Below are 7,106 nucleotides of genomic sequence, written 5' to 3'. Positions count from 1 at the left end.
GTCACCGGGTTGCCGCCGGGGGTGCCGGTGGCCGGGTAGTAGACGTAGGTGGTGCACCGGCGGCTGCCGCGGGTCCAGTCATACCGGCGCACGCCGACCGCGAACGGCGTGGTGGGGGCACCCTGCGGCCTGGCGAGGGCGCCAGCCTGCCCGGTGCCGAACAGGGATGCGCCCACGCCCGCTGCTCCGGCCGCGCTCAGGGCCAGGAAGGTGCGCCGTTGCATGCTCATCGATGAACTCCTGTGTGAGTGGGGGGTTGCTCGTGGGGGAAGGTGCGGGTTTCGCGGCCCGGTCGCTTCACTGGTGAGGAAGCGTCAGGTGAGGTAACGGGGTGATGGTGCGGCTTCCGCTGAACGCGCACGGTGCGGTGGCGGCCGCCGAACGCCGGCCGGCCGTAACTCACGCATGAAGTGCCTCCTGTCACCACTGATGCGGAGGTACAAAAGCCCGAGGCGGCGAGGAGCGATGCATGCGGTCTGCTCGCTGGGGCACATGACTGTGAACGCTCCCACACCATTTCGAATAACAGAAAGAGTCACCATCGGACTCTCATCTGTCAATCTCTGCGAGCCAAATCCCTCTGAACTCAGGGTCGGACCGCCGGGCCGTCAGCCGTCGCTGTGACCGATACCAGCCGTCATGCCGACGATCGTGTGAGTGGCCGCAGGCCGCTCCACCGCCGGATGAAGATCTCGTACTGGGCGGCGATGCGGCACGCCCCCCGGCAACGCCACGATCGCCGCCGCCGGCAACCAGGCCCGAGCCGGAAACGTGTAGTCAGCGACCAAAGTGACCGCCAAATCCGCCAAGGTCTGCTCCGACGCGTCGAATAGGGCGGTCCCACCGTAACGACCCGGCCTGACTTGACTAACAGTTCGATGCTCGATCGGGAGGCTGAGTGAAGCGTGCTTTCGAGCCACAGACGGACCTCGCCTGCCGACCGGTGCGCCCAGATGCCGCCCGGAGCACCCGGACCCGACCCGGCTCGGGACGGCCGTCGGGACACCGGCCCACCGGCGCCGTGCCGTCGGAGTCGCCACCCGCGCGGCAGCCGTCTTGACAACCTGGTACACAAAAGAAAGGCTGTTGCACATAGAGATGCTCGTTGCTTAATCAGCAACCAGAGCATCCACCGTCGTGAGGTTTCGCTCGCGCCTCCCGCCACACCCACGCGCAGACAAGGGAGCCCGCTCGTGGCCATCTCCGTCTTCGACCTCTTCTCCATCGGCATAGGCCCGTCCAGTTCGCACACGGTCGGTCCCATGCGGGCCGCCCGCATGTTCGCCGGCAGGCTGGAGAAGGAAGATCTGCTCGCGCGGACGGCGTCGGTACGGGCCGAGCTCTTCGGCTCATTGGGGGCCACCGGCCACGGTCACGGCACCCCCAAGGCCGTCCTGCTCGGTCTGGAGGGCAACGAGCCGCACACGGTGGACGTCGGCGTGGCCGAAGGTGACGTCGAGCGGATCAGGGCGACGGGAAGGCTGCGGCTGCTGGGCCGCGAGCTCGGCGATGCCCACGAGATCCGCTTCGACACGGAGCGGCAGTTGGTCCTGCACCGCCGCCGTTCCCTGCCGTACCACGCCAACGGCATGAGGCTGTTCGCGTACGACGCCGAGGGGCTGTCCTTGTTGGAGGCCACCTACTACTCGGTCGGGGGCGGGTTCGTCGTCGACGAGGAGGCCGTCGGCGCGGACCGGGTCAAGGTCGACGACACGGTGGTGAAGTACCCGTTCGGCAGCGGCGACGAGTTGCTGCGCCTGACCCGGGAGACGGGTCTGTCGATCTCGGCGCTGATGCTGGAGAACGAGCTGGCCTGGCGAACCGACGAGGAGATCCGCGCGGGACTGCTGGAGATCTGGCGCGTGATGCGGGAGTGCGTGGCACGCGGCCTGTCCTGTGAGGGGATCCTGCCGGGCGGGCTCAGGGTCCGCCGCCGTTCCACCGCCGTGGCCAAGGCGCTGCGGGCCGAGGGCGACCCGGCGGGGCGGGCGTTGGAGTGGGTGACCCTCTACGCCATGGCGGTCAACGAGGAGAACGCGGCCGGCGGCCGGGTGGTCACCGCTCCGACGAACGGCGCGGCCGGCATCATCCCGGCGGTCCTGCACTACTACGTCAACTTCGTGCACGGAGCCGACGACGACGCCGTGGTCCGGTTTCTGCTGGCGGCCGGCGCCATCGGCCTGCTGTTCAAGGAGAACGCCTCGATCTCGGGCGCCGAGGTCGGCTGCCAGGGCGAGGTCGGCGCCGCCTGTTCCATGGCCGCGGGCGGTCTCGCGGAGGTACTCGGCGGCTCGCCCGAACAAGTGGAGAACGCCGCCGAGATCGGCATGGAACACAACCTGGGCCTGACCTGCGACCCTGTCGGCGGCCTCGTGCAGATCCCGTGCATCGAGCGCAACGGCATGGCGGCGGTCAAGGCCGTCACCGCGGCCCGGATGGCCCTGCGGGGCGACGGCCGCCACCACGTCTCCCTGGACAAGGTCATCAAGACCATGAAGGAGACGGGCGCCGACATGAAGGTCAAGTACAAGGAGACGGCCCGCGGCGGGCTCGCGGTCAACGTCATCGAGTGCTGACGACGCGGCAGCCTGGATCTGGGGAGTGTGCGTGGGACGGGTCACCGAGCGACGGCGCGTACTGCGCATCCGGGACGGGGCGGTGGGCAGCCGGCCGGACACGCTGGTGGCGGAGGAGCCGCTGGAGATCCGGCTGAACGGCAGGCCTCTCGCGATCACCATGCGCACGCCCGGCGACGACTTCGCGCTGGCCGCCGGGTTCCTGGTGAGCGAGGGCGTCCTCGGCCGGGCCGAGGAGCTGGCGAACATCGTGTACTGCGCGGGCGCGAAAGCTGGGGGCACCTCCCGCTCGAGCGGAGTCGAGAGTGGGGGAGGCTCGAACACGTACAACGTCGTCGACGTGCGGCTCGCGCCCGGCGTGGCGGTGCCGGACATCTCGCTCGAGCGGAACGTGTACACCACCTCGTCGTGCGGTCTGTGCGGCAAGGCGAGCCTGGACGCGGTGCGGACCACCGCCCGTTGGCCGATCGCGGACACTCCCCCGGTCCGGGTCGCTCCCGATCTGCTGGCACTCCTTCCCGACCGGCTGCGGGCCGCGCAGCGGGTGTTCGACCGCACCGGCGGGCTGCACGCCGCGGGGCTGTTCTCGGCGGAGGGGGAGCTGCTGGACCTGCGTGAGGACGTGGGCCGTCACAACGCGGTCGACAAACTGATCGGCCGCGCGCTGCGGTCCGGCGCGCTGCCGCTGTCCCGGACCGTCCTGCTGGTCTCCGGCCGCGCGTCCTTCGAGCTGGCGCAGAAGGCGGTCATGGCGGGCATCCCGGTGCTGGCCGCGGTCTCCGCGCCCTCCTCCCTCGCGGTGGACCTGGCGGCGGAGACCGGCCTCACGCTGGTCGGTTTCCTGCGCGGCAGCTCCATGAACGTGTACGCCGGCGAGCAGCGCATCGCCCTGGGGCCACGAGGGGGTCACCCGGAGTGAGCCATCGCCGCCCCCGCCGCGTCGCGATGTTCAGCGTGCACACCTCGCCCCTGCACCAGCCGGGCACCGGCGACGCGGGCGGCATGAACGTCTACATCGTCGAACTCGCCAAGTGCCTCGCCGCGATCGACATCGAGGTGGAGATCTTCACCCGGGCGACCTCGGCGGCGCTTCCGCCCACCGTCGAGCTCGCGCCCGGCGTGTTGGCGCGGCATGTGGTCGCCGGACCCTACGAGGGCCTGGCCAAGGAGGAGCTGCCGGCGCGGCTGTGCGACTTCACGCACGGAGTGACGCGGGTCTGGGCCGGGCAGCGCCCCGGGTACTACGACGTCGTGCACTCGCACTACTGGCTCTCCGGACAGGTCGGCCGGCTCACCGCCGAACGCTGGCGCGTACCGCTCGTGCACGCCATGCACACCATGGCCCTGGTCAAGAACGCGTCCCTCGCCCAGGGCGACACACCCGAACCCGAGTCCCGCGTGCTCGGGGAGACACGGGTCATCCGGGGCGCACACCGGCTCATCGCCAACACGGCGAAGGAGGCGGACGAGTTGTGCCGCCGCTACGACGCCGAACCCGACAGGGTCGCTGTCGTGCACCCCGGCGTGAACCTGAACCGCTTCCGACCCGATCCTCGCGGGGTCGAGGCCGGCCGGGCCGCGGCCCGGGCCAGGCTCGGGCTGCCGCCGGGGGCACTGATACCGCTCTTCGCCGGCCGCATCCAGCCTCTCAAGGCTCCGGACATCCTGCTGCGTGCGGTGGCCCGGCTGCTGGTGGAGCGGCCACGGCTGCGCGAGCGGATCGTCGTGCCGGTCGTGGGCGGGCCGAGCGGCAGTGGCCTGGCCAGGCCGGAGGAGTTGCAGAAGCTCGCCGCCCAGCTCGGCATCGGTGATGTGGTGCTGTTCCGTCCGCCGGTGGGGCAGGCGGAGCTCGCGGACTGGTACCGGGCGGCGACCGTGCTGGTCATGCCGTCCTACAGCGAGTCCTTCGGTCTGGTGGCCGCCGAGGCGCAGGCCTGCGGGACGCCGGTGATAGCGGCCGCGGTCGGCGGCCTGCCGGTGGCCGTTCGGGACGGAGTGAGCGGCGTGCTGGTGCCGGGGCACAGGCCCGCGGACTACGCGCGGGCGCTGCGCCGCTTCGCCGACGACCCGGCGCTCTCGGCCCGGATGGGCGCGGCAGCCGCCCGGCACGCCGAGTCGTTCGGCTGGGACACGGCCGCCGCGGCCACGGCGGACGTGTACGCGGCGGCGATGCGCGAGCGTGACTGACCGGTTGAGTCCGGTCAGGCGTGAGCGTGCCTGACCGGACTGCCGGTCAGTGAGCCGGTTCCAGCCGGACCACGATGGACTTGGACGTCGGCGTGTTGCTGACCTCCGCGGTGGAGTCCAGCGGTACGAGGACATTGGTCTCGGGGAAGTAGGCGGCGCAGCAGCCACGCGGGGTGGGGTAGGCGACCGTTCGGAAGGCCGGTGCCCGGCGCTCGACCCCGTCGGAGAACTCGCTGACGATGTCGACCGGATCACCCTCGGCCAGGCCGCGCGCGGCGAGGTCGTCCGGGTGGACGAAGAGCACCCTGCGGCCCTGGTGGATGCCCCGGTAGCGGTCGTCCAGGCCGTAGATGGTGGTGTTGTACTGGTCGTGCGAACGGAGGGTCTGCAGGAGCAGCCGCCCCTGCGGGACGCGCAGCACATCCAGTTGGTTGACGGTGAAGTTGGCCAGTCCGGTCCTGGTGGGGAAGCGCCTCTCGTCGCGTGGCGGGTGGGGCAGGGCGAAGCCGCCCGGCCGGCGCACCCGGGCGTTGAAGTCCTCGAAGCCGGGGATCACCCGGGCGATCCTGTCCCGGATCAGGTCGTAGTCCGCCTCGAAGTCGGCCCAGGGCACCTGCGGACCACCGCTGTCGAGGGCCGCGTTCGCCATCCGGCAGATGATCGCGACTTCGCTCAGCAAGGCGTCGGAGGCGGGCGCCAGCCGGCCGCGCGAGAGGTGCACCATGCCCATGGAGTCCTCCACCGTCACCCGTTGCTCCCCCGCGGGCCGCAGGTCGGCTTCGGTGCGGCCCAGGCAGGGCAGGATCAGCGCCTGGCGGCCGGTCACCGCGTGGGACCGGTTGAGCTTGGTGGAGACCTGCACCGTGAGCTCGCAGTTGCGCAGAGCTCGCTCGGTGAGTTCGGTGTCCGGGGCGGCGGAGACGAAGTTGCCGCCGAGCGCGACGAAGACCCGCACCTGTCCGTCCCGCATGGCCCGGATGGTCTCCACCGCGTCGTGGCCGTGATGGCGGGGCGGCACGAAGCCGAACTCCGCGCCGAGCGCGTCGAGGAAGGCGGCGTCCGGTTTCTCGTGGATGCCCATGGTCCGGTCGCCCTGGACGTTGGAGTGCCCGCGCACGGGGCACAGGCCGGCGCCGGGACGTCCGATGTTGCCGCGCAGCAGCAGGAAGTTGACGACCTCGCGGATGGTCGGCACCGAGTGGCGGTGCTGGGTGAGGCCCATGGCCCAGCACACGACGATCTTCCGGGCGGACACCACCTCCTGGAACGCCTCCCGGATCTCCCGCTCCGACAGGCCGGTCGCCTCCAGGACGTCGTCCCAGGACGTCTTGCGGGCCTGGTCGGCGAACTCCTCGAAGCCGTGGGTGTGCGCGGTGATGAAGTCACGGTCGAGGACGGTGCCGGGAGCGTCGTCCTCCGCCTCCAGGAGCATGCGGTTGAAGGCCTGGAAGAGGGCCTGGTCGCCGCCGAGCCTGATCTGCAGGAACTGGTCGGAGAGCTGGGTTCCCGCCCCCAGTACGCCGGAGGGCCGCTGGGGGTTCTTGAAGCGCAACAGGCCGGCTTCGGGGAGGGGGTTGACCGTGATGACGCGGGCCCCCTTGTCCTTGGCGGTCTCGAGGGCCGAGAGCATCCGGGGGTGGTTGGTACCCGGGTTCTGCCCGACGACGAGGATCAGGTCGGCCTCGTACAGGTCCTCCAGCCGGACGCTGCCCTTGCCGATGCCGATGGTCTCGGTCAGGGCGGAGCCGCTCGACTCGTGGCACATGTTGGAGCAGTCGGGCAGGTTGTTGGTGCCGAGGAGCCGGACGAACAGCTGGTAGAGGAAGGCGGCCTCGTTGCTCGCCCGGCCGGAGGTGTAGAAGGCGGCCTGGTCGGGTGAGCCGAGAGCGGCCAGCTCCCGGGCGATGACGGCGAACGCCTCGTCCCAGGAGATCTGCCGGTACCGGTCGCTGCCCGCGGGGCGGTACATGGGGTGGGTGAGGCGGCCCTGCTGACCGAGCCAGTAGTCGCTGCGTCCGGCCAGCTCCTCCAGGGTGTGCTCGGCGAAGAAGCCGGGACCGACCCGGCGCACGGTCGCCTCCTCGGCCACCGCTTTGGCGCCGTTCTCGCAGAACTCGGCACGGTGCCGGTGCTCGGGCTCGGGCCAGGCGCATCCCGGGCAGTCGAATCCCGTCTTCTGGTTGACGCTCAGCAGGGTCAGCAGACTGCGGCGGACGCCCATCTGCGCGTGGGCGTGGCGCAGCGAGGACGTGACCGCGGGAACGCCCGCGGCGTAGTCCTTCGGCGGGCCCACCCGCAGACGGGAGTCACCGGGGTCCTCGGCAGGAGCCTTGCGGGTCATGG

The 7,106-nt window shown here is 71.0% G+C and carries 4 protein-coding genes and 1 pseudogene; 3 read left to right on the top strand and 2 right to left on the bottom strand.

Annotated elements, in window-relative coordinates:
• Positions 1-230 (bottom strand): annotated as a pseudogene (locus tag AOQ53_RS01530) (RICIN domain-containing protein); the annotation flags it as partial.
• Between the two features lie 963 nt (positions 231-1,193).
• On the opposite strand from AOQ53_RS01530, the gene AOQ53_RS01525 reads away from it, so the two are divergent.
• Genes AOQ53_RS01525 through mshA form a run of 3 tightly spaced genes read left to right on the top strand, consistent with a single transcriptional unit; the run spans position 1,194 to position 4,763 of the window.
• Positions 1,194-2,576, top strand: a complete 1,383-nt coding sequence (locus tag AOQ53_RS01525) for an L-serine ammonia-lyase (protein ID WP_059414214.1) — start codon at positions 1,194-1,196, stop codon at positions 2,574-2,576.
• A 31-nt stretch (positions 2,577-2,607) separates the two neighbouring features.
• Positions 2,608-3,495: a formate dehydrogenase accessory sulfurtransferase FdhD gene (gene fdhD / locus AOQ53_RS01520; protein WP_059414212.1), complete on the top strand. Its 888-nt coding sequence runs from the start codon at positions 2,608-2,610 to the stop codon at positions 3,493-3,495.
• Positions 3,492-4,763: a D-inositol-3-phosphate glycosyltransferase gene (mshA, locus tag AOQ53_RS01515; protein ID WP_099054506.1), complete on the top strand. Its 1,272-nt coding sequence runs from the start codon at positions 3,492-3,494 to the stop codon at positions 4,761-4,763. Before fdhD ends, mshA begins: the two co-directional genes overlap by 4 nt.
• Before the next feature lie 46 nt (positions 4,764-4,809).
• Here mshA and AOQ53_RS01510 read toward each other — a convergent pair whose 3' ends face one another.
• A complete protein-coding gene (locus AOQ53_RS01510; RefSeq protein ID WP_059414208.1) occupies positions 4,810-7,104 on the bottom strand; it encodes an FdhF/YdeP family oxidoreductase in 2,295 nt (764 codons plus the stop codon).
• Positions 7,105-7,106: the final 2 nt, after the last annotated feature.

The organism is Streptomyces azureus, assembly GCF_001270025.1.
GTDB classification, from domain to species: Bacteria; Actinomycetota; Actinomycetes; order Streptomycetales; family Streptomycetaceae; genus Streptomyces; species Streptomyces azureus.
The sequence above is the reverse complement of the archived record's forward strand: the minus strand, read 5'-3'. Positions and strand labels throughout refer to the sequence as shown.